24 protein-coding genes are annotated in these 26,305 nt (G+C 73.3%); 15 read left to right on the top strand and 9 right to left on the bottom strand.

The features are described 5' to 3' along the window. The first annotated feature begins 200 nt into the window (after positions 1-200). Entirely contained in the window at positions 201-1,124 is a 924-nt protein-coding gene (locus AC5L3Z_RS18855) for a sporulation protein (RefSeq protein WP_494843720.1), read from the top strand. 5 nt (positions 1,125-1,129) lie between these two features. On the opposite strand, the gene leuE is transcribed toward AC5L3Z_RS18855, so the two are convergent. Together leuE and AC5L3Z_RS18845 are read right to left on the bottom strand one after the other, a co-directional pair. Continuing rightward, the gene (leuE, locus tag AC5L3Z_RS18850; RefSeq protein WP_494843718.1) at positions 1,130-1,795 is read right to left on the bottom strand and encodes a leucine efflux protein LeuE; all 666 of its coding nucleotides are present in this window, start codon (positions 1,793-1,795) and stop codon (positions 1,130-1,132) included. 2 nt (positions 1,796-1,797) lie between these two features. Continuing rightward, positions 1,798-3,042, bottom strand: coding sequence for a bifunctional pyridoxamine 5'-phosphate oxidase family protein/GNAT family N-acetyltransferase (locus tag AC5L3Z_RS18845; protein ID WP_494843716.1), 1,245 nt, complete (start codon positions 3,040-3,042; stop codon positions 1,798-1,800). Positions 3,043-3,080: 38 nt separating this feature from the next. Between AC5L3Z_RS18845 and AC5L3Z_RS18840 the strand changes: the two genes are divergently transcribed. The 9 genes from AC5L3Z_RS18840 to rny all read left to right on the top strand — a co-directional run bounded on the left by AC5L3Z_RS18840 (position 3,081) and on the right by rny (position 13,409). Next, positions 3,081-4,421 carry an aminotransferase class I/II-fold pyridoxal phosphate-dependent enzyme gene (locus AC5L3Z_RS18840; protein ID WP_494843714.1) on the top strand — a complete coding sequence of 447 codons (1,341 nt, stop codon included), beginning with the start codon at positions 3,081-3,083 and terminating at the stop codon, positions 4,419-4,421. A 133-nt stretch (positions 4,422-4,554) separates the two neighbouring features. Further along, positions 4,555-5,256, top strand: a complete 702-nt coding sequence (locus AC5L3Z_RS18835) for a UdgX family uracil-DNA binding protein (protein WP_494843712.1) — start codon at positions 4,555-4,557, stop codon at positions 5,254-5,256. A 233-nt stretch (positions 5,257-5,489) separates the two neighbouring features. Continuing rightward, the gene (locus AC5L3Z_RS18830) at positions 5,490-6,632 is read left to right on the top strand and encodes an acyl-CoA dehydrogenase family protein (RefSeq protein WP_494843710.1); all 1,143 of its coding nucleotides are present in this window, start codon (positions 5,490-5,492) and stop codon (positions 6,630-6,632) included. A 65-nt stretch (positions 6,633-6,697) separates the two neighbouring features. After that, a complete protein-coding gene (locus tag AC5L3Z_RS18825; protein WP_494843708.1) occupies positions 6,698-8,044 on the top strand; it encodes an MFS transporter in 1,347 nt (448 codons plus the stop codon). Positions 8,045-8,048: 4 nt separating this feature from the next. Continuing rightward, positions 8,049-8,249, top strand: a complete 201-nt coding sequence (locus tag AC5L3Z_RS18820) for a DUF3046 domain-containing protein (RefSeq protein WP_088970405.1) — start codon at positions 8,049-8,051, stop codon at positions 8,247-8,249. A gap of 186 nt (positions 8,250-8,435) precedes the next feature. Next, positions 8,436-9,482 carry a recombinase RecA gene (recA, locus tag AC5L3Z_RS18815; RefSeq protein ID WP_088978017.1) on the top strand — a complete coding sequence of 349 codons (1,047 nt, stop codon included), beginning with the start codon at positions 8,436-8,438 and terminating at the stop codon, positions 9,480-9,482. 15 nt (positions 9,483-9,497) lie between these two features. Continuing rightward, positions 9,498-10,196: a regulatory protein RecX gene (locus tag AC5L3Z_RS18810; protein WP_494843705.1), complete on the top strand. Its 699-nt coding sequence runs from the start codon at positions 9,498-9,500 to the stop codon at positions 10,194-10,196. A gap of 21 nt (positions 10,197-10,217) precedes the next feature. Further along, complete coding sequence (locus AC5L3Z_RS18805; RefSeq protein WP_494843703.1) at positions 10,218-10,922, top strand: 3-keto-5-aminohexanoate cleavage protein; 705 nt, start codon at positions 10,218-10,220, stop codon at positions 10,920-10,922. Between the two features lie 720 nt (positions 10,923-11,642). Next, positions 11,643-13,409, top strand: a complete 1,767-nt coding sequence (gene rny, locus AC5L3Z_RS18800; protein WP_494843702.1) for a ribonuclease Y — start codon at positions 11,643-11,645, stop codon at positions 13,407-13,409. A 98-nt stretch (positions 13,410-13,507) separates the two neighbouring features. Here the strand turns inward: rny and AC5L3Z_RS18795 are convergent, their stop codons facing one another. The 4 genes from AC5L3Z_RS18795 to AC5L3Z_RS18780 are packed head-to-tail and all read right to left on the bottom strand — an operon-like array spanning position 13,508 to position 16,928. Next, a complete protein-coding gene (locus tag AC5L3Z_RS18795) occupies positions 13,508-14,491 on the bottom strand; it encodes an amino acid ABC transporter permease (protein WP_494843701.1) in 984 nt (327 codons plus the stop codon). Then, complete coding sequence (locus tag AC5L3Z_RS18790; RefSeq protein WP_494843700.1) at positions 14,488-15,195, bottom strand: amino acid ABC transporter permease; 708 nt, start codon at positions 15,193-15,195, stop codon at positions 14,488-14,490. Before AC5L3Z_RS18790 ends, AC5L3Z_RS18795 begins: the two co-directional genes overlap by 4 nt. A 41-nt stretch (positions 15,196-15,236) precedes the next feature. Next, positions 15,237-16,112, bottom strand: a complete 876-nt coding sequence (locus AC5L3Z_RS18785; RefSeq protein ID WP_334527628.1) for a glutamate ABC transporter substrate-binding protein — start codon at positions 16,110-16,112, stop codon at positions 15,237-15,239. Positions 16,113-16,172: 60 nt separating this feature from the next. Beyond that, a complete protein-coding gene (locus AC5L3Z_RS18780) occupies positions 16,173-16,928 on the bottom strand; it encodes an amino acid ABC transporter ATP-binding protein (RefSeq protein WP_334527625.1) in 756 nt (251 codons plus the stop codon). A gap of 194 nt (positions 16,929-17,122) precedes the next feature. Between AC5L3Z_RS18780 and selD the strand changes: the two genes are divergently transcribed. Continuing rightward, positions 17,123-18,112 (top strand): selenide, water dikinase SelD, encoded by a 990-nt coding sequence (selD, locus tag AC5L3Z_RS18775; RefSeq protein ID WP_494843699.1) that lies wholly within the window; start codon positions 17,123-17,125, stop codon positions 18,110-18,112. Positions 18,113-18,324: 212 nt separating this feature from the next. Beyond that, positions 18,325-18,804 carry a hypothetical protein gene (locus AC5L3Z_RS18770; RefSeq protein ID WP_494843697.1) on the top strand — a complete coding sequence of 160 codons (480 nt, stop codon included), beginning with the start codon at positions 18,325-18,327 and terminating at the stop codon, positions 18,802-18,804. A 58-nt stretch (positions 18,805-18,862) separates the two neighbouring features. Here the strand turns inward: AC5L3Z_RS18770 and AC5L3Z_RS18765 are convergent, their stop codons facing one another. Then, complete coding sequence (locus AC5L3Z_RS18765) at positions 18,863-19,090, bottom strand: DUF2277 family protein (RefSeq protein ID WP_494843696.1); 228 nt, start codon at positions 19,088-19,090, stop codon at positions 18,863-18,865. Positions 19,091-19,142: 52 nt separating this feature from the next. Between AC5L3Z_RS18765 and miaB the strand changes: the two genes are divergently transcribed. Next, entirely contained in the window at positions 19,143-20,642 is a 1,500-nt protein-coding gene (miaB, locus tag AC5L3Z_RS18760; protein WP_494843695.1) for a tRNA (N6-isopentenyl adenosine(37)-C2)-methylthiotransferase MiaB, read from the top strand. A gap of 58 nt (positions 20,643-20,700) precedes the next feature. On the opposite strand, the gene AC5L3Z_RS18755 is transcribed toward miaB, so the two are convergent. Both AC5L3Z_RS18755 and AC5L3Z_RS18750 read right to left on the bottom strand, forming a co-directional pair. Then, on the bottom strand, positions 20,701-22,290 hold the full coding sequence (locus AC5L3Z_RS18755) for a cellulase family glycosylhydrolase (protein WP_494843693.1): 1,590 nt from the start codon (positions 22,288-22,290) through the stop codon (positions 20,701-20,703). Between the two features lie 961 nt (positions 22,291-23,251). After that, a complete protein-coding gene (locus AC5L3Z_RS18750) occupies positions 23,252-24,460 on the bottom strand; it encodes a DUF349 domain-containing protein (protein WP_494843691.1) in 1,209 nt (402 codons plus the stop codon). A 150-nt stretch (positions 24,461-24,610) separates the two neighbouring features. Between AC5L3Z_RS18750 and AC5L3Z_RS18745 the strand changes: the two genes are divergently transcribed. Then, the gene (locus tag AC5L3Z_RS18745; RefSeq protein ID WP_494843689.1) at positions 24,611-25,390 is read left to right on the top strand and encodes a class III extradiol dioxygenase subunit B-like domain-containing protein; all 780 of its coding nucleotides are present in this window, start codon (positions 24,611-24,613) and stop codon (positions 25,388-25,390) included. Beyond that, a complete protein-coding gene (gene miaA / locus AC5L3Z_RS18740; protein WP_494843736.1) occupies positions 25,375-26,298 on the top strand; it encodes a tRNA (adenosine(37)-N6)-dimethylallyltransferase MiaA in 924 nt (307 codons plus the stop codon). Before AC5L3Z_RS18745 ends, miaA begins: the two co-directional genes overlap by 16 nt. Positions 26,299-26,305: the final 7 nt, after the last annotated feature.

Below are 26,305 nucleotides of genomic sequence, written 5' to 3'. Positions count from 1 at the left end.
GACGACAACCGCTTCCCCGGCATGAATCCCCATCCTCACGAGAATCCACCCCGTTGCAACAACCACTTGAGCCCAAGCCGCGCGGAGGCGCGACACGCCGCAAATCGTGTGGATCAAGCCGGCGCGGCCGGGCGAGGCGTGGCCGGCCGGGGACCGGGAAAGCTCGCGCGTCGGTGCCGGCCGGAGACGGGGAGCAGGGCGTGCGGCTGACCGGGGTGTCGCGGGAGTCCGGGTGGACCGGGCTGTCGGTGAGCACCACCCTGACCAACGCGGGCACCCGTCCCGGGCTGCGCCTGCCGGGGCGGGTGATGCTCACCGCCGGGCCGGAGGACGTCCCGGTGCGGCACGTCCGGCTCGGGCTGGTCGCCCAGGCCGAACCGGAGGATCCCGGTGCGCCCCGCCGCCTGGTGCAGTACCACCAGGTGCCGGTCGCGGGCCGGTTCGTGGTGCCGGCGGGACGGCGGCGGGCGATCGACTTCGCCGTGCCGCTGCCCTGGGAGACCCCGGTGACCATCTTCGGCGGGGTGCCGCTGCTGAGCCTGCGTACCGGGCTGCGGACCGAGGTCTCCGTCGACCCGGACCTGGACCAGGGCGCGATGGTGCCGGTCTTCGTCCACCCGCTCCCGACCCAGCTGCACATCCTGGCCGCGCTGGACACGCTCGGTTTCGCGATGCGCCAGGCGGGCCTGGTGCAGGGGCGGCTGCCCGGGGTCGAGCAGGTCCTCCCGCTGCACCAGCGGCTCGGTTTCTGGGTGGGGCCGCTCTACGCCGGCCCGATCACCGAGCTGGAACTGATCTTCGTGGCGAACTCCGCGGGCCTGGAGGTGCTCCTCTGGATGGACCGGCGGCTCTCCCTGGCGGGCATCACCCACCAGAGCATCAGCCGGTTCCGGATCTGGCACCTCGGCGACGACCAGCGGGACTGGGTCGCCGTCGTGGACGGCTGGCTGCGGGAGGCGATCAACCGGCACGCGGCGGCCGCCGCCCACGCCCACTGGTCGGCCAACATCACCGAGTCGGCCCACGTCAGCCGCCGGCCGGACCACCCGGTCGCACCCGGTTACGGCCTGGGCGGCACCGCGGGTGGCGGCGGCATCGGCGGGGGCGGCGGCGACGGCACCTGAGCCGGCTACACCGAGGCGGTGGCGAGCTTGAGGCCGAAGCCGAGGAAGAGCACGCCGACGCCGGTGGTGGCGCCCGCGGCCAGCCGCCGCCGGCGCCGGAACTGCGCCGCGAGGAACGTGCCGGCGAAGATCAGCGCGGTGAGGTAGAGCGCGCTGGTCACCTGGGCGATCAACCCGAGCAGCAGGAACGACAGCGCCGGCCAGGCGTAGCCGGGGTCGACGAACTGGATGAAGAACGAGATGAAGAAGAGGATCGCCTTGGGGTTGAGCAGGCTGATCACCAGCGCCTTGCGGAACGGGCTGCGCATCGCCGCCGGCTCCGCGGCGTCGATCAGGCGCGGGGCCGCCGGGTCGTTGCGGTCGCGCCAGCGCCGCCAGGCGCCGCGCAGCATCGTCAGCCCGACATATCCGAGGTACGCCGCGCCGGCGTACTTGATCACCAGGAAGAGCGGCGGGTACGCCTGGAGCACCGACGCCACCCCGGCGGCGGAGAGGATCATCAGCACCGAGTCGCCGACGAACACCCCGCCGGCGGCCCGGTAACCGGCCCCCACCCCCCGCTTCGCCGCGGTGGAGAGCACGAAGAGCGAGTTGGGCCCGGGCAGCAGGATGATCGCCACGGTTCCCAGCAGGTACGTCCAGATGTCGGTGATGCCCAGCACGCCCGCCATCCTCACCCCACCGGTGCGGCCGCGCGAAGCCTTTTCCGGAGGCTGACCTGTGCGTTCGGCCACTCGTCGGCCAGCATCGAGTAGAGCGCCGAGTTTCGCCAGGTGCCGTCGGAGCGGCGGCGGTTGGCCCGCAGGGTGCCCTCCCGGGTGGCGCCGAGCCGTTCGATGGCCCGCTGCGAGCGCTCGTTGAGGGTGCTGGTCTGCCAGGTGACCCGGACCGCGTCCAGCTCCTCGAAGGCGCGGGTGAGCAGCAGCAGCTTCGCCTCGGTGTTGATCCCGGTGCGCCACCACGCCCGCCCGAGCTGGGTGAAGCCGATCTCCACCGACCGCAGCCCCTCGTCGGGCTCGTAGTAGGAGGTGGTGCCGACCACCGCACCGGTGGCGGCGCACCGCTGCACCCACGGCACCCGCACGCCCCGCTGGTGGGCGTCCAGCGCGGCCCGGACGTGGTCGGCCATCTCGGCCACGCTCGTCGGCCGGGGGCTGCCGATGTAGCGCCACACCTCCGGGTCGTCGAGCGCGGTGTACAGCTCCCCGGCGTGGGCCAGGTCGAGCGGTTCCAGCACGACGTGCTCGCCGCGCAGCACCGCCGGCTCCAGCCAGGGCGACCGGGCCGGACGGAGGTACGCCGGCACCGGCGCGGTCACCCCGGCGTCCGGTTCGGGCACCCCGGCGGCCAGCCGAAGCGGCACCACCCCGGCCCAGTACGGCAGGTCCGCATCGGCCGGGTCCTCGCTGACCCCGCCGCTGCGGGAGCGCACCGACACCTCGCGCAGGGGCAGCGCCAGCACCGCGGTCTCGGCCAGCTCACGGCGGTTCGGTGGGCGGCTGTCGGCGCCGCGGCCGAGGCCGACCTTCTCCACCAGCGCGGTCATCGCCGCGCGCTTCTCGCCGTCGTCGGTGACGAGGTGGGCGGTGCCGTGCGCCACCACCGAGCGGTAGTTGGCGCTGTGGTGGAACTGGGAGCGGGCGTAGACGAAGCCGTCGAGCAGGGTGACGGTGACGCAGACCGCCAGCCCGGCGTCGCCCCGGGCGGCGAGCAGCGGCCGGCTGCCGGTGGAGCCGTGCAGGTAGAGGGTGTCGCCGACGCGTACGTGCAGCGTGGGCAGCAGCCGCGGCTCGCCGTCGGAGACGAAGCCGAGCACGCAGTGGTGGGCCTCGTCGAGCACCGCGTGGGCGGCGGCCCGGTCGTAGCTCATCCGGTCGCGGGAGCGGCTGGCGGTGGTCCGCGCGGTCGGGGGGTACATGCGACATCCCACCTTTGTTCTAGTACAATCTCGGAGTTGTGGCAGTACGTTATCAGATCAGCGGGGCGACGTCGGCCGCCATTTCGGCCAGCGTGGAAACCGGCATCCGCACGGGCGCGCTCGACGCCGGCGCCGCCCTGCCCGCGGTCCGCGCCCTCGCCCTCGAGCTGGCGGTCAGCCCGGCCACCGTCGCCCGGGCCTACCAGGAGCTGCGCCGGCGCGGCCTGATCGTCACCGCCGGCCGGCACGGCACCCGGGTACGCCCCCGGCCGCCGGTCGCGGGCCGCCGCGCCGTGCTGCACCCGCCGCCCGCCCCCGGCACCCGGGACCTGTCCCTCGGCCGGCCGGACCCCCGGCTGCTGCCCCCGCTCGGCCCGCACCTGGCCGCGCTGGCCGCCGAGATCGGCCCGCCCACCGGGTACGCGACCGACGCCGTGGTCCCCGGCCTGGCCGCCGCCGCCCGGGAGCGGCTCACCGCCGACGGCGTGCCGGCCGACGACCTGACCGTCACCGGCGGCGCGCTGGACGGCATCGAGCGGCTGCTCGCCGCCCACCTGCGCCCCGGTGACGCGGTCGCGGTGGAGGACCCGGGCTGGGCCAACCTGCTCGACCTGGTCGCCGCGCTGGGGCTGCGTCCGATCGCCGTGCCGGTGGACGCGGAGGGGCCCACCGAGGCCGGGGTGCGCGACGCGCTGGCCCTCGGGGCGCGGGCCCTGGTGGTCACCAGCCGCGCCCAGAACCCCACCGGCGCCGCCGTCTCCGCCGACCGGGCCGGCGCGCTGCGCGAGCTGCTCGCCGGCCGGCCCGACCTGCTGCTGATCGAGGACGACCACGCCGCCGAGCTGGCCCGGGTGCCGCTGCACCCGCTCGCCGGGGCGACCCCGTCGTGGGCCTTCGTCCGGTCGGTGAGCAAGCCGTTCGGCCCCGACCTGCGGCTGGCGGTGCTGGCCGGCGACGAGGCCACCGTGGCCCGGGTCGCCGGGCGGGCCCGGGTCGGCGCCGGCTGGGTCTCCACGGTGCTGCAACGCCTGGTGCTGGCGATGTGGGACGACCCGGCAACCGCCGCGCTGGTCGGCCGGGCCGGAGCCGAGTACGAACGCCGCCGTGCCGGCCTGCTGGCCGGGCTCGCCGCCCGGGGCCTGACCGGGTGCGGACGCACCGGCATCAACGTGTGGCTGCCGGTGCCGGACGAGACGACCGCGGTCACCGCCCTGCGGGATGCCGGCTGGTCGGTCGCCCCGGGCGCGCTCTACCGGATCGCCGCCGACCCGGGCATCCGGATCACCGTGAGCCCGCTCGACGCCGCCGACGTCGCGCCGCTCGCCGACGCGGTGGCGCGGGCGGTACGCCCGGCGGGCCAGCGCGGTTTCACCGCCTGACCGCCCACTGTGGTCCCGACCAGGTCGCGGGGCGCGATCGCCGGGCCGCGCGGGTGGCCGCCGGATGATTCCGCCCGGTGCGCCGGGCGGGTCCCGTCGCGTGACGGGCGCCACGCGGGGTAGAACAGTCGCCATGGCCGAGCAGACCGACGCACCCGGTGCCCAGCAGTTCATCCCCCCGCAGGCCGACACCCTGGACGAGCTGCGCGCCGCATCCGCCGGCTGCCAGGGCTGCGAGCTCTACCGGGACGCCACCCAGACGGTCTTCGGCCGGGGCGACGAGAGCGCCCGGGTGGTCTTCGTCGGTGAGCAGCCCGGCGACCTGGAGGACCAGAAGGGACTGCCCTTCGTCGGCCCGGCCGGGCGGCTGCTGCGCAAGGCGGTCGACGACGCCGGGCTCGACCCGGGGCAGCTCTACATCACGAACGCCGTCAAGCACTTCCGGCACGAGGTGCGGGGCCGGCGGCGCATCCACCAGACCCCGGACCGGGTGCACATCACCGCCTGCCGCCCGTGGCTGGTCGCCGAGTTCGCCCGGCTGCGTCCGGACCTGGTGGTGGTGCTCGGCGCGACCGCCGCCAAGGCGCTGCTCGGGCCGTCGTTCCGGGTCACCCGGCAGCGCGGCGAGCTGCTGCCCTGGCCGGCGTCCGCCCAGAACCCGCAGGATTTCACCCGGGTGCCGGTGGACAGCGCGGGCAAGGTCGCCGACGCGCCCGCCGCCCGGATGCTGGCCACCATCCACCCGTCCGCGGTGCTGCGGGCCGACGACCAGGGCGCCGCGTACGCGGGGCTGGTGGCCGACCTGACCGTCGGCGCGCGCGCCCTGGCCGCCTGACGGGGTCGACCCACGCGGCCCGGCCCCCGGCACGATAACCGCCGTCGCTCCGCCCGTGGCGCCCGTCATGTCCATGATCGCGCTCGAACCGGGATGTAGTGGCCTCCTGACGCCGCCGTGACCACTACATCCATGTTCGCGCGCGATCATGCAGACCGCCGGCCGGGGGCGTCGGCCGGGCGGCGCCGGTCGACCCCTGGGCAGCGCGGGTGAGCGGTGCCACACTGGCCGGCATGGAGCAGCATCTCTACGAAGCCGTCCACGAGGAGTTCCGCGACCTGTGCCGGGAGTTCCTGGCCCGCGAGGCGGTTCCGCACCACGAGCGCTGGGAGGCCGAGGGCATCGTCGACCGGGAGGTGTGGCGCAAGGCCGGGGTGGCCGGGCTGCTCGGCATGGACGTCGACCCGGAGTACGGCGGCGGTGGGCAGCAGGACTTCCGGTTCAACGCGGTGCTGGTCGAGGAGGTGGTCTCCGCCGGCTGCTCGGGGCTCGGCTTCGGCCTGCACAACGACGTGGTGGCGCCGTACCTCACCGAGCTGACCACCGACGACCAGCGCAAGCGCTGGCTGCCCGGCTTCTGCTCCGGCGACCTGGTGACCGCGATCGCGATGAGCGAACCGGGCGCGGGCTCGGACCTGGCCGGGGTCCGCACCAGCGCGGTCCGCGACGGCGACGCGCTCGTGCTCAACGGCCAGAAGACCTTCATCACCAACGGCGAGATGGCCGACCTCGTGGTGGTGGTGGCGCGGACCGCGCCGGACCAGGGCGCGCACGGGGTGAGTCTGGTCGCGGTGGAGACCGGCACGCCCGGATTCAGCCGGGGCCGGCGGCTGGCCAAGGTCGGCCTGAAGGCCAACGACACCGCCGAACTCTTCTTCGACGACTGCCGGGTGCCGGCGGAGAACCTGATCGGCACCGAGAACCACGGCTTCTACCACCTGATGGGCAACCTGCCGCGGGAGCGGCTGAGCATCGCCGTGGCCGCGGTGGCGGCGGCGGAGAAGCTGCTCGCGGTCACCCTCGACTACGCCCGTTCGCGGGAGGCGTTCGGCCGGCCGATCGGGAAGTTCCAGCACAACCGGTTCCTCCTGGCCGAGCTGGACACCGAGGTCACCATCGCGCGCACCTTCGTCAACCACTGCGTCGCCGAGTTCAACGCCGGGCGGCTCTCGGTGACCGACGCGGCGAAGGCGAAGTGGTGGACCACGGAGCTGCAGAACAGGGTCGCCGACCGGTGCGTGCAGCTGCACGGTGGCTACGGCTTCATGCTGGAGTACCCGGTCGCGAAGGCCTGGCTGGACGGGCGGGTGCAGACCATCTACGGCGGCACCACCGAGATCATGAAGGAGATCATCGGGCGCGGCCTCGGCCTGTAGCGAAACCGGGTGTGGCCGGCCCGGTCAGGTGCGCGAGGATGGGAGGCCCTTACCGAGGAGGTCCGATGGCCACCGACCTGACCGCGCCGGCCCGTACCCGGCCGGACGTCGCGCCGATCCAGCGGCGGACCCTGGGTCTGCTCTTCACCACCCAGATCATCGGCGGGATCGGCGTCACCATCGGCATCGCGGTGGGGGCGCTGCTCGCCGCCCGGGTCGCCGGCACCGCGGTCGCCGGCCTGGCGCAGAGCGCCGCCGTGGTGGGCGGGGCCCTGCTCGCCGTACCGGTCACCCGGATCATGAACGGGTACGGACGCCGGCCGGGGCTGGCCTTCGCCTACCTGGTCGGCGCGGTCGGGGCGGTGCTGGTGGTGCTCGCCACCGGCACCCGCTCCGTGCCGCTGCTCTTCCTCGGCATGCTGCTCTTCGGCGGGGGCACCGCGGCGAACCTCCAGGCCCGCTACGCCGCGGTGGACCTCGCCGAGCCGGCCCGGCGGGGACGCCAGCTCTCCCTGATCGTCTGGGCGACCACCATCGGCGCGGTGTCGGCGCCGAACTTCGCCGCGCTCGCCGACCGCACCACCAGCGGTTGGGGGTTGCCGGCGCTGGCCGGCCCGTTCGCGTTCAGCGCCGCCGCCTTCGTGCTCGCCGCCGTCGTACTCCTGGGTCTGCTGCGGCCCGACCCGTTGCTGACCGCGCGCCGGCTGGCGGCGGCCGAGGCCCCGGTGGCGGCCGGGCCGCCGCCGGACCTCACCCCACCGGCCGGCGCCGTCGCCCCGCCGGCGCCGACCGCCCGGCGCGGCGCGGGGATGCGGGTGGCCTGGCAGGTGGTACGCGGGCGCCCGGCCGCCCGGCTCGGCATCGCGGCGGTGGCGGTGGGTCACGTGGTGATGGTGGCGGTGATGTCGATGACCCCGGTACACCTCGGCGACTCGCACGGCGACGCGGACGTGCTGCGGGTGGTCGGCATCGTGCTGAGCCTGCACATCGCCGGCATGTACGCCCTCAGCCCGGTGGTGGGCTGGCTCACCGACCGGCTCGGTCGCCGGGCGGTCATCCTCGGCGGCGTCGGCACGCTGCTGGCCGCCTGCGCGGTCGCCGGCACCGCCGGGCACCACACGCCCCGGCTCTCCGTCGGCCTGGTCCTGCTCGGGCTGGGGTGGTCCGGCACCATGGTGGCCGGCTCGACCCTGCTGTCGGAGTCGGTGCCGGCGGCGGTCCGGCCGAGTGTGCAGGGCTTCTCCGACCTGACGATGGGGCTGGCCGGCGCGGGGGCCGCCGCGGCCAGCGGGTTTGTCATGCGGGCGGCCGGTTATCCGGAGCTCACCCTGCTGGCGGCGATCGCGGTCGTGCCCCTGGTGGCGCTAGCGTTGCGTCCGGTGCCGGCGGGGGCACCCGACGAGGAGGAATGATCACGTGCGGCTGACCGACTTCTGGGCCCGGTTGGAGGAGGCCTTCGGGCCGGGTTACGCGGCCAGCATCGCCCGCGACCAGGTGCTCTCCCAGCTCGGTGGGCGGACCATCGAGCAGGCGCTGAGCTCGGGTGAGCAGACCCACGTGGTGTGGCGGGCGGTCGTGGCCGCCTATCCCGACCGGGTGCCCGCGCGGCTGCGTTGAGCAGCCTGTTCCCCGCTTCCGCGTGTCGCTTGCCGACTCGTACACCTGTTCGGCTATTGTCCACAGCGGGGGTGCTCGTCCACAGCTCACGGCCGGTCGGCTGGTTTTCTGTCGGACCCAGCGCCTAGCGTGTCCCGCGTGACGCGAAGCTCAGGAAAGACGCCGGCGAAGGCAGGGGTGGCAAACATGGCCGCAGGGCCCGACCGGGAGAAGGCACTCGACCTTGCTCTCGCTCAGATCGACAAGCAGTTCGGCAAGGGTTCGGTGATGCGGCTGGGGGAGCGGCCGGTCATCCAGACCTCGGTGATCCCGACCGGCTCGATCGCGCTCGACGTGGCGCTCGGCGTGGGCGGTCTGCCCCGCGGCCGGGTCGTCGAGATCTACGGTCCGGAGTCCAGCGGTAAGACCACGGTCGCCCTGCACGCGGTGGCCAACGCCCAGCGGGCCGGCGGCATCGCCGCCTTCGTCGACGCCGAGCACGCGCTCGACCCGGAGTACGCGAAGGCCCTCGGCGTCGACACCGACGCCCTGCTGGTCTCCCAGCCGGACACCGGCGAGCAGGCGCTGGAGATCGCGGACATGCTGGTCCGCTCCGGCGCGATCGACATCATCGTGATCGACTCGGTGGCGGCCCTGGTGCCGCGCGCCGAGATCGAGGGCGAGATGGGCGACAGCCACGTGGGTCTCCAGGCCCGGCTGATGAGCCAGGCGCTGCGGAAGATCACCGGTGTGCTCAACAACACCGGCACCACCGCGATCTTCATCAACCAGCTCCGCGAGAAGATCGGTGTGATGTTCGGCAGCCCGGAGACCACCACCGGTGGTCGGGCGCTGAAGTTCTACGCCTCGGTCCGACTCGACGTGCGCCGCATCGAGAGCCTCAAGGACGGCACCGACGTGGTCGGTAACCGCACCCGGGTCAAGGTCGTGAAGAACAAGGTCGCCGCGCCGTTCAAGCAGGCCGAGTTCGACATCATGTACGGCAAGGGCATCTCCCGCGAGGGCTCGCTGATCGACGTCGGCGTGGAGCAGGCGATCATCCGCAAGTCCGGCGCCTGGTACACCTACGACGGTGACCAGCTCGGTCAGGGCAAGGAGAAGGCCCGGGAGTTCCTCAAGGAGAACCCGGACGTGGCCGCCGAGATCGAGAAGAAGATCCTGGAGAAGCTCGGCGTCGGGGTCGGCGCGGGCGACGCCGCCGGCGGCCCGGAGCTGCCGCCGGTGGACTTCTGACCGGTCGCCGGTTAAATGGCAGGACGACGCGCCCGCACGGGGCGGGGCTGGGACGCCGGTCCGCCCCGCGCGGGTGACGCCAACAGCACTCCCCGGCCGCGCCGGGGTCGTCGCGGCGGGTCCGACGGGACCGACCCGGAGCCGCCGGCCGGCCCGCCGCGGGACGAGGCGGAGCTGGCCCGGGAGATCTGCCTGCGGCAGCTCGCCGTGCGCCCCCGCACCCGGGCCGAGCTGGCCGGGGCGCTGGCCAAGCGGGGCATCTCCGACGAGGTGTCGGCCGAGGTGCTCGACCGCTACGACGAGGTCGGCATCATCGACGACGCCGCCTTCGCCCGCGCCTGGGTCTCCAGCCGGCACACCGGCCGGGGCCTGGCCCGCCGGGCGCTCGCCAACGAGCTGCGCCAGCGCGGCGTGGACGGCGAGGTGGCCAGCGAGGCGCTCGGTGAGCTGGACGAGGAGACCGAGGCGGAGACCGCCCGTGCCCTGGTGGAGCGGAAGCTCCGCACGGCCCGGGGTGAGCCCGACGCGGTGTTCCGGCGGCTGGTCGGGATGCTGGCCCGCAAGGGCTACCCGCCCGGCGTGGCGATCCGCGCGGTGAAGGACGCGCTGGCCGCGCAGAGCGCCGAGGCGGCGGAGTTCGCCGAGCAGATCGACGCCGAGGCCCTCGCCGAGGCCGAGGGGGAACTCGACCGGGACAGCCGGGTGGTGGAGTGAGCCGACGGGCAGGATGATCCGGTGCTGAAGGCGTGTCTCAACGGTGGCCGTCGACGCGACGAGCACGACGCCGTGCCGGTCACCGCCGCCGAGCTGGCCGCCGACGCGGTCCGCTGCGCCGAGCTCGGCGTGCCGGCCGTGCACGTCCACCCCCGGGACGCCTCCGGCGCCGAGTCGCTGGCCCCCACGGTGATCGCCGACACGGTCACCGCTCTCCGCGCCGCCCGACCCGGCCTGGCGGTCGGCGTGACCACCGGCGCCTGGATCGAGCCCGACCCGGCCGCCCGGGTGGCCGCCGTACGTGCCTGGCCGGTCCTGCCCGACTTCGCCTCGGTCAACGCCCACGAGGAGGGTGCGGAGGCGGTCGCGGCGGCCCTGCACGAGCGGGGGGTGCTGGTCGAGGCGGGGCTCTGGACCGGGTGGGCGGTCCGGTCCTGGCGGCGGTGGCGGACGCCGGCCGGACGGCTGCTGGTCGAGTGCACCCCGGACGACCCGGCGGCGGCGCTGGCCGACGCCGCGATGATGCTCGCGGCCGTCGGTCCCGACGACCCGCCGGTGCTGCTGCACGGCGAGGGCGCCGGGGCCTGGCCGGTGCTCGGCGAGGCGGTCCGCCGGGGCCTGGACACCCGGATCGGCCTGGAGGACACCCTGCACCTCCCCGACGGCGGGCTCGCGACCGACAACGCCGCGCTGGTGGCCGCGGCCGTCGCCCTCGGCGCCGGCTGAGCCGGCGAGGTCACCGCGCCGGCCTTCCGAGGCCCGTGCGGTGGCACAGCCCGGCGGCGACACCCACGCCCACCGCGGCACCGGGGCCGAGGGATCAGGGCACCGGGAGTTCGGCACCCTGTCGACAATCGGCCGTACGCACGGTTGCCAACCGCCGGCCGGCCACCTCCGGCGGCGGCCGGCTGTCCTTCTTTGTCCCTGGCTGTCCGCCATGCGCCTACCACCGGGTGACGGGACAACTTCTCTCCGTTCGGGGGGTTTGATCATGACTCCTTGACCGGAGGGCCCCCGGCGACCTAGCCTCGCCCTACAGGCTCACATTGCCCGACCAGCGCAGGCTAAGCGCACAACATAGATCTCGTAACGGAACAGCATCACTTTGGCCAGCTCCACCGGCCTTTGACGGTAGCTCCGGACAGCCGGTCCGGAGCCGACCCGACAACTGCACCCGGCTGTCGGCGACGCCCACGTGGCTGCGCCGACGGAGAGCTGTACCCACGGCCAGCCGCTCGGTCGGGCGTCCAGAGCCGCGGTGGCCCGTGCCCGGCACGGTCCGTCGCGGCGTCGACGTTCAGGGGAGGCGGCCATGACGGCGCGGCACAGGGACCGATGGTCCCCAGGAGGTGACGGCCGGCGGACGCCCGCCGTCGGCGCGCGGCAGCCCGGGACGGTCGATGGTGCGGCGGCGGCTGTCGTCGCGGGCCGGGCCGGGGTGCCGGCATGACCGCGTTCGACGTCGTCCTGCTCGTCGCGGTGCTCGTCCTGGCCGTGGTGGTGGTCGGGGCCGTGCTGTTCGGCGTCCGCGCGCTGCGCCGCTTCGGCGCGGCGCCCGCGCCGGAGGACCCCGCCTACATCGCCGAGAAGGACCGCCAGGAGCAGTCCCTGGCCGCGCTGCGCACCGCCGCCGACGAGGCCAACAGCACCATCGACGTGGCGAAGTCCGCCGCCGCCGCGGCGCGTACCGAGGCCGCCGCCGCCAAGGCCGAGGCGAAGTCGGCCCGGGCGGAGGCCCGCCGGGTGCTGGACGACGCGCGCGCCGAGGCGGACACCATCCTGGAGCGCGCCCACAAGCAGGCCGAGATCGATGCCGAGCAGCTGCGGACCACCGCCCGGCGCAGCGGCGAGCGGGAGGTGGCGGTGCTCGCCGCCACCACCCGGGAGCAGGCCGCCGAGGTGGAGCGCCGGGCCGCCCGGATGGACGAGCGGGAACGGCTGCACACCGAGGAGGTCGAGCGGCTCGCCGAGCGGGAACGGCAGCTCACCGCCGCCAGCGCCGCGCTCGCCGAGCGGGAGGCGGCGATCAGCGCCCGGGAGACCGCGCTGACCGCCGCGGAGGAGCAGCGCCGGCGCGAGCTGGAACGGGTCGCCGGGCTCACCGCCGAGGCCGCCCGGAACGAGCTGGTCGAGGCGATCGAGACCCAGGCCAAGCGGGAGGCGGCGTTGCTGGTCCGGGAGATCGAGTCCGACGCCCGCAACACCGCCGAGCAGCGGGCCCGGCACATCGTGGTGGACGCCATCCAGCGGGTCGCCAGCGAGCAGACCGCGGAGAGCGTGGTGAGCGTCCTGCACCTGCCCGGCGACGAGATGAAGGGGCGGATCATCGGTCGCGAGGGCCGCAACATCCGCGCCTTCGAGTCCGTCACCGGGGTCAACCTGATCATCGACGACACTCCCGAGGCGGTGCTGCTCTCCTGCTTCGACCCGGTACGCCGCGAGGTCGGCCGGCTCACCCTGGAGAAGCTGGTCCTCGACGGCCGCATCCACCCGCACCGGATCGAGGAGGTCTACGAGGTGGCCCGCGAGGAGGTGGCGGAGCTCTGCCACCGGGCCGCCGAGGACGCCCTGGTCGAGGTCGGCATCACCGAGATCCACCCGGAGCTGGTCACCCTGCTCGGCCGGCTGCGCTACCGGACGTCGTACGGGCAGAACGTGCTCAAGCACCTGGTGGAGACCGCGCACATCGCCGGGATCATGGCCGCCGAGCTGCGGCTGGACGTGCCGACCATCAAGCGCTCGGCATTCCTGCACGACATCGGCAAGGCGCTCACCCACGAGGTGGAGGGCAGCCACGCCATCATCGGCGCCGACCTGGCCCGCAAGTACGGCGAGAGCGAGGACGTCGTCCACGCCATCGAGGCGCACCACAACGAGGTGCCGCCGCAGACCATCGAGGCCGTGCTCACCCAGGCCTCCGACGCCTGCTCCGGCGGCCGGCCGGGTGCCCGTCGGGAGAGCCTGGAGGCGTACGTCAAGCGGCTGGAGCGGATCGAGGAGATCGCGGCCGGCAAGCTCGGCGTGGAGAAGGTCTTCGCCATGCAGGCGGGCCGGGAGGTCCGGGTGATGGTCAAGCCCGACGACGTCGACGACATCGGCGCGGCGGTCCTGGCCCGGGACGTGGCCAAGCAGATCGAGGAGGAGCTGACCTACCCGGGTCAGATCCGGGTGACCGTGGTCCGCGAGTCCCGGGTCACCGAGATCGCCCGCTGAGTCCCCGCCGTCGGGGCGCGGTGGTGGCGGACCACCGGACACACGACGAGGGCCGGCCCGGAATCCCGGGCCGGCCCTCGTGTCGTGTCAGGTGCGGATCAGGCGCCGCCCCCGCCGCCGCCCCCGCCGCCCTCGGCCTGCGAGATGAGCGCCGCGGCCGGCGGGTTCTGGGCCGGGGTGTTGGCGGTCTTGCGACCCTGGGAGAGCCGGCGCTGGAGGTACTGGGCCAGCTTCGACAGCGAGTAGTTCACCACGATGAAGAGCACCGCGATCACGACGTACACCTGGATCGGGTTGCCCAGCACGCCGATGATCTGCTTGCCGATGTTGAGGGTCTCCTCGTAGCTGATGATGAAGCCCAGCGAGGTGTCCTTGAGGACCACCACGAGCTGGCTGATCAGCGCCGGCAGCATGATCCGGAAGGACTGCGGCAGCAGGATCATCCGGGTGGTCTGGAGCGGGGAGAGCCCGATCGCGGCGGCGGCCTCCCGCTGGCCGCCCGGCAGCCCCTCCATGCCGGAGCGCAGGATCTCGGCGATGACCACGGAGTTGTAGATGGTCAGGCCGATCACCAGGTACCAGAGGGTGTCCATGGAGATGCCGAACTCGGGGAAGCCGCGGGCCACGAAGAAGATGGTGATGACGACCGGCAGGCCGCGGAACACCTCGACGCAGACCCGGGTGACCGCCGAGAGCAGCAGGCTCACCCCGCGCAGCAGGTACGCCAGCGGCGTGGCCAGCCCGGTGAAGCGTCGCTGGGTGAGGCTCTTGAGCTGGATGCGCAGCACGGCGAGCAGGGTGCCGACGACCAGCGAGGCGACGATGGCCAGCGCCGCGGCGGTCAGGGTGTTCTTGAAGCCGATCCCGATCCGCTCCCAGACCAGGGCGAAGTTCTCGTTGGCGGGGTCGACCAGCGGCCCCCACAGCTCCATCGAGAACTGGCCCTTGTCGGCCAGCGGCCGGTAGATCAGGAAGTACGCCCCGACGAGCAGGACCACCGCGGCGACCAGGCTGCTGATCAGGGTGATCCGCCGCTGACGGGGACCGGGGACGTCGTAGAGGACGCTGGTCTGCTGACTCATCGGGCCACCGCCTGTCGCTTCTCGATCCGGTCCAGCAGGGCACCGAGCGGCACGGTCATGATCAGGTAGCCGATCGAGATGCCGATGGCGACCGGGATGAAGGCGTAGCCCTCGGCTCCGGTGAGCTGGTCGGCCGTGGCCGACAGGTCGCCGACGACCCCGAAGAAGCCGGCCAGCGCCGAGTTCTTGATCATCGCGATGATCACCGAACCGAGCGGAACGATCGAGGCCTTCCAGGACTGCGGCAGCACCACGTACCGCAGGTTCTGGCCGAAGGTGAGGCCCAGCGAGCGGGCGGCCTCGGCCTGGCCGGCGGGCACGGCGTTCACCCCGGAGCGCAGCGCCTCACAGACGAACGCCGCGGTGTAGAGCACCAGGGCGATCAGCGCGAAACGGAAGTACGGCAGGTCGGTGTCGAGCCGGCTGAAGACCGCGCCGAGACCGGGGATGCGCAGGAAGTCGGCGTTGGAGCCGAGCGCCGGCAGGCCGAACGCGGCGAAGAACATCACCACGGTCAACGGCATGTTCCGGAAGACGTTCACGTAGCCGGTGCCGACGGCGCGCAGCGGCGGCACCGGCGAGATCCGGAGCACCGCCACGACGGCGCCCAGGAGCAGGGCGCCGATCGCGGCGAGCACGCAGATCTGGAGGGTGAGCCAGAAACCACCCGCAAAGACGTCGAACTTGTCGATGAGCACGTTCACGGGTCGGTGTTCCTCCCCACCCTCCAGATCGAAGGATCAGATCAGTAGCGGTTGATGGTCGGCGGGGTGCCCAGCTCCGCGCCGAACTTGCCGGCGGTGTCGTCCCAGGCCTTCTTCCAGCGGCCGTCGGCGATCGCCTTCTCCAGCGTGTCGTTGATGAAGGTGCGGAACGCGGTGTCCTCCTTCTTCACCCCGATGCCGTACGGCTCCTTGGTGAAGTTGTCGCCGGCCAGCTTGAACGACGCCTCGTCCTTGGCGATGTAGCCGAGCAGGATCACGTTGTCCGTGGTGACGGCGTCGACCTGACCGCCCTTGAGGGCGTCGCGGCACTTGTCGTAGGTGTCGAAGAGCACCAGCTGGGTGGCGACGTCCTTGACGTACTGCTTGATGGTCTCGGCCGGGGTGGAGCCGGTCACCGAGCAGACCTTCTTGGTGCCGTCCTTGAAGGAGTCCGGCCCGGTGATGGCGGTCTCGCTCTTCTTGACCAGGATGTTCTGGCCGGCCTCGTAGTACGGCCCGGCGAAGGCGATCCGCTCCTTGCGCTTGTCGTTGATCGTGTACGTCGCGGCGACCAGGTCGACGCTGCCATCGACGATCTTGTCCTCACGGACCTTCGAGGGGGTCTCCACCCACTCGATCTTGTCCTCGGAGATGCCGAGCTCCTTGGCGAGGATCTTCGCGACCTCGACGTCGAAGCCCTCCGGCTTGCCCGACAGGCCCTTCTGACCGAAGCCCGGCTGGTCGAACTTGGTGCCGATCTTGATCTTCTGGGCCTTGTTGAGCTTCTCCATGGTGGTGCCGGCGGCGAAGGACTTGCTGCCGGCGCCGGTGCCCTCGTCGGCGTCGCCGCCGCAGGCGGCCAGGCCGAACGCCAGGGTGGCGGCCGCCGCGAGCGCCGCTACGCGCTTGATACGCATACTCATCTCCTTCTTGGGGGTTGAGCCCGCCGGGGGACGGCGCGCTCCACGTACGGACGCCTAGTGCGTGAGGATCTTGGAAAGGAAGTCCTTGGCCCGCTCGCTGCGCGGGTTGGCGAAGAACTCGGTCGGGGGCGCGTCCTCGACGAGCTGCCCGTCCGCCATGAAGATGACCCGGTTGGCCGCGTGCCGGGCGAAGCCCATCTCGTGGGTGACCACGACCATGGTCATGCCCTCGCGGGCCAGCGACGTCATCACGTCCAGCACCTCGCCGACCATCTCCGGGTCCAGCGCGCTGGTCGGCTCGTCGAAGAGCATCGCCTTGGGCTGCATGGCCAGCGCCCGGGCGATCGCCGCCCGCTGCTGCTGGCCGCCGGAGAGCTGGGCCGGGTACTTGTCGGCCTGGTTGGCGATGCCCACCCGGTCGAGCAGGGCCAGGCCGCGCTCGCGCGCCGCCGCCGGCTTCTCCTTGCGGACCTTCACCGGCCCGAGCGTGACGTTCTCGAGGATCGTCTTGTGCGCGAAGAGGTTGAACGACTGGAAGACCATGCCGACCTCGCTGCGCAGCTTGGCCAGGGCCTTCCCCTCGGCGGGCAGCGGCTGCCCGTCGAAGGTGATGGTGCCGGAGTTGATCGGCTCCAGCCGGTTGATCGTCCGGCACAGCGTCGACTTGCCGGAGCCGGAGGGGCCGATCACCACGACCACTTCACCCCGGCCGACGGAGAGCGACACGTCGTCCAGCACGTGCAGGGGGCCGAACCACTTGTTGACCCCGTCCAGCACGATGAGCGGTTCGCCCGTCGTCACGTCGTCCACCGTCCCTGTCGTCTCCCGGAAGCGGGGTCGGTCGACCCCCGGTTGGGCCACTGTAGGCGGGGTGACATGGCGGAATGCAACTCAGATGGTCACGGAGCGGTAACACCGGTTCGGATCGTGGCCCGGAGTCCGGATTACGCCATCCATCGGCCCCACGAGTGGCGGAACCGCCGCCTCGTGGAGATCATGTGGGGATGACCCCTCGGCTCCGGCTGACCGATTACGCCCGCGGCGGCGGCTGCGCCTGCAAGATCCCGCCGGGCGAGCTGGAGGCGATGGTGGCCGGGCTCGGCCCCGCCACCGGCACCGCCGACCTGCTGGTGGGTCTGGAGCACGGTGACGACGCCGCGGTGGTCCGACTGGACGAGCGGACAGGGCTGGTCAGCACCGCCGACTTCTTCACCCCCGTGGTCGACGACCCGTACGACTGGGGCCGGATCGCCGCCGCCAACGCCCTCTCGGACGTGTACGCCATGGGCGGCACCCCGCTGGTCGCGCTCAACCTGCTCTGCTGGCCGCGCGACGTGCTGCCGCTGGAGCTGGCCCGTGAGGTGCTGCGCGGCGGCCAGGACGTCGCCCGGGAGGCCGGCTGTCACCTCGCCGGTGGGCACAGCGTCGACGACGACGGCCCGAAGTACGGGCTCGCCGTGACCGGGGTGGTCCGCCCCGAGGAGCTGATCACGCTGGACGCCGGCCGCGCCGGGCTGCCACTGTCGCTGACCAAGCCGTTGGGCGTCGGTGTGCTCAACACCCGGCACAAGAACACGGGGGAGAGCTTCCCCGAGGCGGTCGCCGCGATGACCACCCTCAACCGGGACGCCGCCCGCGCGGCGGTCTCCGCCGGCGTCCGGTGCGGCACCGACGTGACCGGGTTCGGGTTGCTCGGGCACGCCAGCAAGCTCGCCCGGGCGAGCCGGCTCACGGTGGCGATCGACGCGTCCCGGGTGCCGTACCTGCCGGGCGCGCGGGAGGCCGTGCGGGACGGGTACGTCAGCGGCGGCACCCGGCGCAACCTGGACTGGGTGACCCCGTGGACCGACTTCGGGGCGACCGGCGAGGCGGACCGGCTGCTGCTGGCCGACGCGCAGACCTCCGGCGGGCTGCTGGTCGCCGGTGAGGTGCCCGGCGGCACCGTGATCGGCGAGCTGTTGCCGCGCGGCGAGGAGTTGGTGCGGGTCCGCTGATCGGACGACCGGCCGGCGTGGGTTCCGCCGAACGGGCACCGTACCCGATAAACTGTCATCTTCCCGCTACTCGCAGCAACGGCGCTCGAGGAAATTTTGCCCGGAATGGTCACAGACCGGTAACTTGCCCCCGGCTGAGGTCAAATGCCCCCCACCATCGTCAGTAAGGCCCGATCCGGAGGCCGGTGGGACGAACGCAGCGAGGAGGCGGCATGACCGAGCTGTGGAACTGGAGAATCGACCGGGCGGCACCCGTGGAGGTGTACCCGGCGCTGGCCGAGGCGCTCGGCCGGGTGGTGATGCCCCTCGCCGTGGCCGACCCGGCGCGGCTGCCCAGACACGCGGTGATCTGCGACGTGTGGGAGGCGCCGGGGGAGTTCGGCACCGTCGTGGACTGCTACGGCGTACCCGAATCGCTGAACGAGCAGCGCGGCATCGCCGCGCTGGCCCGGCTGCTCGACCGCAACTGCCTGATGGCCGACGACACCCTCGACGCCGGCCGGCACCTGCTGGTCGCGCCGGACGGCACGATCCGGCCGGTGCACTTCGACGTCGTCGAGACCGACGACGGTGAGGTGCTCAGCAACCAGCGGCTCTGCACCCAGGCCAACCCCGGCTGCCGGGGCTGGTCCCGGTGCCACCGCTCGCGCTGGGCCCCCGACTCGGTGGTCCCGGCGCTCGCGGCCGCCTGAGCGGCGCCGCCGCCGGCCGGCCCGACCCGCCGCGAGGCGGGCCGGCGCACCTGCCCGGTCAGGTCTGCGGGGCCGAGCGGCCGCCCCGGACCTCCAACCGGTCCAGCAGGGTGGCGGTGGCGGCGGCGACCGCCCGGACGGCCTCGTCGAAGGCGGCGGCGTTGTGCGCGGCCGGCGCCCGGAACCCGGAGATCTTCCGGACGTACTGCAACGCGGCCGCCTCGACGTCCGCCGGGGTCACCTCCGGCACGTACGGCTCACGCAGGGTCTTGATGCTGCGGCACACGGCTCCTCCTCGTCTCCGGCGCTCCGGTGGTCCCGGATACGCTGTGCACGTCATGACTACCGCAGCCGCGAGCAGCCCGCGCACCTACCAGGTGCGCACGTACGGCTGCCAGATGAACGTGCACGACTCCGAGCGCATCTCCGGCCTGCTGGAGCAGGCCGGCTACGTGCGCGCGCCCGAAGCCGACGGCAACCCGGACGTGGTGGTCTTCAACACCTGCGCCGTCCGGGAGAACGCCGACAACCGGCTCTACGGCAACCTGGGTCATCTGCGCCCCGTGAAGGACAAGCACCCCGGCATGCAGATCGCCGTCGGTGGCTGCCTCGCCCAGAAGGACCGCGGCGACATCGTCCGCAAGGCCCCCTGGGTCGACGTGGTCTTCGGCACGCACAACATCGGCTCGCTGCCGGTGCTGCTGGAGCGGGCCCGGCACAACGCCGCCGCCGAGGTGGAGATCCTCGAATCGCTCGACGTCTTCCCGTCCACGCTGCCGACCCGGCGCGAGTCGACGTACGCCGGCTGGGTGTCGATCTCGGTGGGCTGCAACAACACCTGCACGTTCTGCATCGTGCCCTCCCTGCGCGGCAAGGAGAAGGACCGCCGCCCCGGCGACATCCTCTCCGAGGTGCGCGCCCTGGTCGACGAGGGCGTGCTGGAGGTGACCCTGCTCGGGCAGAACGTCAACTCCTACGGCGTCGAGTTCGGTGACCGGTACGCGTTCGGCAAGCTGCTGCGCGCCTGCGGCGACATCGACGGGCTGGAGCGGGTGCGGTTCACCAGCCCGCACCCGAAGGACTTCACCGACGACGTGATCGCGGCGATGGCCGAGACGCCGAACGTCTGCCACTCGCTGCACATGCCGTTGCAGTCCGGCTCCGACGACGTGCTGCGCGCGATGCGCCGGTCGTACCGGTCGGAGAAGTACCTGGGGATCATCTCCAAGGTCCGGGCGGCGATGCCGGACGCGGCGATCACCACCGACATCATCGTCGGTTTCCCCGGCGAGACCGAGGCGGACTTCCAGCGCACCCTGGACGTGGTGCGGGAGGCCCGGTTCTCCTCGGCGTTCACCTTCCAGTACTCGAAGCGCCCCGGCACGCCGGCCGCCACCATGGACGGCCAGCTGCCCAAGCAGGTCGTGCAGGAGCGCTACGAGCGCCTGATCGCCTGCGTCGAGGAGATCACCTGGGCGGAGAACAAGAAGCTGGTCGGGGAGACCGTCGAGGTGCTGGTCGCCGTCGGCGAGGGGCGCAAGGACGAGCGCACCGGCCGGATGTCGGGCCGGGCCCGCGACGGCCGGCTGGTCCACTTCGACGCCGGCTCGTACGCCGGCTCGATCCGACCGGGCGACATCGTGCACACCACCGTGACGTACGCCGCCCCGCACCACCTCAACGCCGACGGCGAGCCGCTGTCGCACCGGCGTACCCGGGCCGGTGACGCCGCCGAGGCGGGACGCTCCCCGCGTACCCCCGGGGTGCTGCTCGGGCTGCCCACGATCGGTGCGCCGGCCGCGGCGCCCGCGGCGGCGACCGGCTGCGCCGCCCACTGACGCCACCGCCGACGGCCGGGACCGCCACGCGGAGGCCCCGGCCGTCGCCGTGTCGGCCTCAGCAGGCGGTGCCGTTGAGCTTCACCGTGCCCGGCGCGGACGCCGCGCCGTTGGCGGTGAAGCCGATCGTCACCGACGCCCCCGCCGCCAGCGACCGGGCCCAGTCGGGCGCGGCGGCGGTGACGGTCGTCCCGGACTGGGTGACCGTGGCGTTCCAGCCGCTGGCCAGGCTCACCCCCGAGGGCCAGGTCCAGGTCACCGACCACGGGTTCACGGCGGCCGTGCCGGTGTTCTTCACCGTCAGTTCGCCCTGGAAGCCGCCCTGCCAGGCGTTGACCTGCCGGTAGCCGGCGGTGCACCCGCCGGTCGGGGCCGGGGTGGTCGGTGTCGGCGACGGGCCGCCGCCACCGCCGCCCACCGGCGGGATCAGGTACGGCTGGAGGATGGCCTGCTTGGTGGTGTTGATGCTGGTCCAGTCGTCCAGTGCGATGCCGCCGGTGTCACCGGAGTTCGGGTTCCACGACCAGTAGGTGAAGGACATCCCGGTGACCCCGGTGCCGGTGTAGGCCATCAGCCGCTCCAGCCAGACCTTGTCCTTCGGGTCGGCGAGGGTGCTGCCGAACTCGCCCATCATGATCGGCGCGATGTTCTGCCTGTGCAGGTAACCCCAGTACCTGTCCCAGATCGCCGGCATGTTCGCCGGGTAGTCGGGGGCGTCGAACCAGGCCTGGCGGTAGACCGACGTGGCGTACTCGTGCGGGGAGTAGACCAGCCGGTTCGCCACGTTCAGCCGGACCGGGAACTGGCCGGCCTTCGACAGGTTGCCGCCCCACCAGCCACAGTCCTCGTCGTTGCTGGTGTCGCCGTCCCAGACGTTCGACAGTCCCCCGCTCGGGCAGCTCACCCCCTCGACGAAGATCAGCCAGTTCGGCTGGACCCCCAGGATGGCGTTGCCGGCCCGCTCGGCGGCGAGCCGCCAGTCCCGGGCGGGGTCCCCGCAGCCCCAGCAGGCCCCGGTGGCGGCCGGGTTGGTGCCCTCGGCGTGCGGCTCGTTGTGCAGGTCCGCGCCGATCACCGTCGGGTTGCCCGCGTACCGCTGGGCGAGCATCTTCCAGTCGTTGATCCAGGTCGCCTCGGAGACGCCTGCGGTGTACCAGAGCGCCGACTGCCCGGCGGCGGTCGGCCGGTGCCGGTCCAGGATGACCCGCATCCCCTTGCCGCCGGCGTAGTCGATGACCTTGTCGAGGATCTGCAGGGGGGAGAGGCCGACCAGGTCCGGGTTGACGTGGTCGTTGATGCCGCTGGCCGTCGCGCCCGGCTTCAGCGCGTCGTTGGAGTAGGGGACGCGCAGCGTGTTGTAGCCGAGGCTGGCCATCTTGTCGAGCTGGCCACGCCATGGGTTGCCCGACCACAGACCGTGGAAGGTCTTGTTGTCGGTCTCCATGCCGAACCAGTTGATGCCGGTCAGCCGCACGGTGGCGCCGGTGCTGTCGACGATCCTGTTGCCGCTGGTGTGCAGGTAGCCGGTGCCGGTGCCGCCGGGGGCGGCGACGGCCGGGGTGGTACCGACGGCGGCGGCGACGAGGACGCCGGCCGCGGCGGTGGCGAGCGCGGTGAGCGCGCCGCCGAGGGCGGTGGGTCGGTGCATGCGAGCTCCACTTCGGATGCCCCGGGCGCCGCACGGCGGCGCGGGGCGAAAGACCAGGGACCGGGCCGCCGTCCGCCCGTCACGCTCCTCTTCGAGTACGCGGACAGGACGTCGCGGCCGACGTCACGTGGGTCACTCGCGGGATGTGCACCGGCGACTCCCGACGGCGGTGTACGCCGTCAGCGCCCTCGCGCCGGTGTCCGACCTGGCTCTGCCGCCCATTCTGATCAGCCGACCTCGATGCGTCAACCAGCCACCCGGATGCCGGGCCGCCGCCCCGGTGCCGCAGCGGCGATGGCCGAGCCCAGATCCCAGATCGTGTTGTTGCGGCGCCTCGTGCTGGCCCGGCGACGCTGCATCCGAGCACCGGCCACCTGCTGCATGGCGGTGTCGCGGTTCGTGCCCGAGCGGCGGCTGCCTCCGAGCGCCGGCCACCTGCAAGATCACGCTACATCCTGGATGTAGTGGTGTTCCATCGACTGCGAGGCCACTACCTCCAGGATGTAGCACGATCTTCAACGAGCCGCCCGGATGCCGTGCGCCGGCCCCGCGCCCGAGCGACGACGGCTGCACCGACACACCGGACACCTGAAAGGTCGTGATGTTGGGCCTCAGGCCGGGGCGACGACGGCGGCATCCGAGCGCCGGCCACCTGCTGGGTGGCGGTGTGGCGGTTCGTGCCGGGGCGGCGGCTGCCTCCGAGCGCCGGCCACTTGCAAGATCACGCTACATCCTGGATGTAGTGGTGTTCCATCGACTGCGAGGCCACTACATCCAGGATGTAGCACGATCTTGGCGCGGCGCGGCGCGGCGCGGCGGGGCGGGGCGCGGCGGGGCGCGGCACAGGCCGGGCGGCGTAGGCCGGGGCGGCGCGGGGGTGGCGGGGTGGATCAGGGACGGGCCGGGCGTGCGGGAGCCCCCGGTCCCGCCAGGGGACCGGGGGCTCCCGGGGCGTGTCAGGTCAGCCGGCCTGCTCGGCGAGCTGGAGGAACTGCCGCTTGGAGGCGAGGGCCTGCTCGGCCTCCTTGATCCGCCGGCTGTCCCCGGCGGCCTGCGCCCGGGCCAGCCGCTCCTCGGCCTCGGCCACCTGCGTGCGCATCTGCGCGAGCAGGGGGTTGTCCTCCTTGGTGGTACGCCGCCACGCGGAGTCCATGACCTCGCGGACCTTGTCGTCCACCGCCCGCAGCCGGCGCTCCAGCCCGGCGGCGGCCTCCCGCGGCACCCGACCCGCCTCGTGCCACTGCGCCTGGATCTCCCGCAGCTTGGCCTGGGCGCCCTTCGGGTCGCCGTCGACGTCCAGCGCCTCGGCCTCGGCGAGCAGCGCCTGCTTGCGCTCCAGGTTGCCCCGCTGCTCGTTGTCCCGGGCGGAGAAGACCTCGCTGCGCCGGCTGAAGAAGGCGTCCTGCGCGGCCCGGAACCGTTCCCAGAGCTTCTGCTCGGCCTCCTTGGAGGCGCGCGGCGCGGCCTTCCACTGGTTCATCAGTTCCTTGAGCTGGTTGGCGGTGGCCGCCCAGTCGGTGGACTCGCGCAGCTTCTCGGCCTCGGCGACCAGTTCCTCCTTGACCGTCTGCGCCTGCTTGCGCTGCTGGTCCAGGGAGGCGAAGTGGGCGCCCCGGCGGCGGGTGAAGCCGTCGCGCGCCGCGGCGAACCGCTTCCACAGCTCACCGTCGGTCTTCTTGTCGACGCCGCGGATGGTCTTCCACTCGTCGAGGATCTCCTTGAGCCGGTCCCCGGCGGTCTTCCAGCCGGTCGACTCGGCGGCCAGCTTCTCCGCCTCCTCGACCAGGGCGGTCTTGCGGGCGAGGGCCTCACCCCGGGCGGCGTCCCTGGCGGCCTTGGCCTCGCCGGCCTTCTCCTCGGCGACCACGGCGAGCTTGTCCAGCCGCGCGGCCAGCGCGTCGATGTCGCCGACGACGTGCGCCTCGGCCAGCGAGGCGCGGATCCGGCGGATCGTGGTCAGGGAGTGGCCGGCGTCGGCCGCGCCCGAGTTGAGCCGGGCCTCGGTCAGGTCCACCTCGGTCACCAGGTCGGCGAAGCGCCGGGCGAAGTGGGCCAAGCCCTCCTCCGGGGCACCCGCCTGCCAGGATCCGACCACCCGCTCGCCCTCGGCGGTCTTGACGTACACGGTGCCGTCCGCGTCAACCCGTCCGAAGGCAGTCCAGTCGCTCATGTGCCCATCCTCGTTCTCCCGGCGTCGACGGGACACCCCCGCGACGCCGCCACGGCGCAGCAAAGTTACAACCGGCATTGTCACAGGTCCGCCCCCGTCCGCGTCGAGCGCCTGTCGCCGACCGTGACCATACGGTGTCCTAGTGCCCGAATGGCCGGATCGGCCCGGGGACGCACCGGCGAGTCCGGCTACCGTGAACCCGTGCCTCTGGTCGCCGCCGCCGTCTGTCCCCACCCGCCGATGATCGTCCCCGAGCTGGCCGGCGCCGCCGCGCCGGAGCTGGACGACCTCCGTTCCGCCGCCGACGCGGCGGTCGCCCGGCTGCTGGCCACCCGACCGGACTGCCTGGTCGTGCTGGGCGGCGGCGCGGCGACGGGCTGGATCATCCCGCCCGCCAGCGGCTCGCTGCGCCCGTGGGGCCTCGACCTGACCGTCCCGCTGGTGCCGGGACTGCCCGACATCGGCCGGCGGCTTCCCCTCCCCGTCACCGTCGGTGCGTGGCTGCTCGGCCGGCAGCCGGCGGGCACCCGGGCGGGCGTGCGCCTGGTCGGCGCGCAGGTGAGCCCGGAGGCGCCCCCGACGGAGCTGGCCAGGCTGGCCGACCAGGTGCACGAGTACCGGCCCCGGGTGGCGCTGCTGGTGATGGGGGACGGGTCGGCCTGCCGGGGGCCGAAGTCGCCCGGCTACCACGACCCGCGCGCCGAGGCGTACGACGACGGGGTGGCCCGGGCCCTGGCCGACGCGGACGGCGACGCCCTGCTCGGCCTGGACCCGGGGTTGTCGGCGGAGCTGAAGGTCGCCGGCCGGGCCTCCTGGCAGGTGCTGGCCGGCGCGGTCCGCACGGCGGGCGGTGACTGGCGCGGCGAGCTGCGCCACTACTCGGCGCCGTACGGCGTCGCCTACTTCGTGGCGTCCTGGGAGCGGGCGTGAGCGGCGTCGTGGTGGCCGTGGTCGGGCCGACCGCGGCGGGCAAGTCGGCGCTGAGCATCGCTTTGGCGCACGCGCTCGACGGCGAGGTGGTCAACGCCGACTCGATGCAGCTCTACCGGGGCATGGACGTGGGCACCGCCAAGCTCACCCCCGCCGAGCGGGAGGGGGTGCCGCACCACCTGCTGGACATCTGGGCGGTGACCGAGCCGGCCAGCGTCGCGGAGTACCAGCGGCTGGCCCGCGCGGCGGTCGACGACATCCTGGCCCGGGGGAGGGTGCCGCTGCTGGTGGGCGGTTCGGGGCTCTACGTGCGGGCGGTGCTGGAGCAGTTCGAGTTCCCCGGCACCGATCCGGCGGTGCGGGAGCGGCTGGAGCGCGAGCTGGCCGCGGTCGGCCCGGCCCCGCTGCACGCCCGGCTGGCCGAGGCCGACCCGGCGGCGGCGGCCGGCATCCTGCCCGGCAACGGCCGGCGGATCGTCCGGGCCCTCGAGGTGATCGAGCTGACCGGGGCGCCGTTCACCGCGGCGTTGCCGGAGCCGACGCCGTACTACCCGTCGGTGCAGCTCGGCGTCGACCTGGACACCGCGCTGCTGGACGAGCGGATCGCGCTGCGGGTGGACCGGATGTGGGCCGACGGGCTGGTCGCCGAGGTCCGCGAGCTGGCCGGCCACGGCCTCGCCGAGGGGCGTACGGCCAGTCGGGCGCTCGGCTACCAGCAGGTGCTGCGCTTCCTCGCCGGGGAGCTCAGCGAGACCGAGGCGCACGACGAGACGATCCGGGCCACCCGGCGCTTCGTGCGGCGGCAGCGCTCCTGGTTCCGCCGTGACCCGCGGATCCACTGGCTGGACTCGGCGTCGCCGGAGTTTGTCGGCACTGCCCTGCGGGTCGTCGCCGACCATCGGGAATGATGGGGGC

The sequence above is a fragment of the Micromonospora sp. LZ37 genome (assembly GCF_059359015.1).
The sequence above is the reverse complement of the archived record's forward strand: the minus strand, read 5'-3'. Positions and strand labels throughout refer to the sequence as shown.